This window comes from Bacillus sp. 05T31 (assembly GCF_056396725.1).
Genome location: NZ_JBFTMA010001406.1, coordinates 1 through 437 on the forward strand (window position 1 = coordinate 1; position 437 = coordinate 437).

The 437-nt window shown below is 32.7% G+C and carries 1 protein-coding gene; it reads right to left on the bottom strand.

What is annotated here, in order from left to right; translation table 11 throughout:
• Window positions 1-437 (bottom strand): flavin monoamine oxidase family protein (locus AC1DJR_RS33545; RefSeq protein ID WP_477004627.1); only part of this gene is annotated, 437 nt, incomplete at both ends.

The following is a 437-nucleotide window of genomic DNA, read 5'->3' on the forward strand; positions in this document are numbered from 1 at the left end:
GTTATAATTCTCCCACCTAATTGCCCTTGTTCCTCCCAAAAACGACTTTTAAATTGAATTCCTATTTTTGTAGCTGGCATATAATGCAATTCGCGAATTGTTTTCCACTTCGCATGAGATATCGAATCAAATGGATCTACTTCTACAAATCGCATTGTTGAAAAAGGAATTGTAACAATAACTAAATCCCCTGTAATACTACTATATTCAAAGGTTTCCTCGTTCCGGTAATAGGCTGTTACACTATTGGCTTGTTGATGAAGCTTCATTAATTTTTGATTATATATAATATTTTCTTCTAATTGTGGTAAAAAAGACTTTGGTAATCTATCATTCCCACCTATTATTTCGCAAAATCCGCTCTCCTCTTGCATAATATATAAAAAACGTAACGTCTCAACGAATGACCTTTCTAAAAAACCTTCTAAATCTAATAG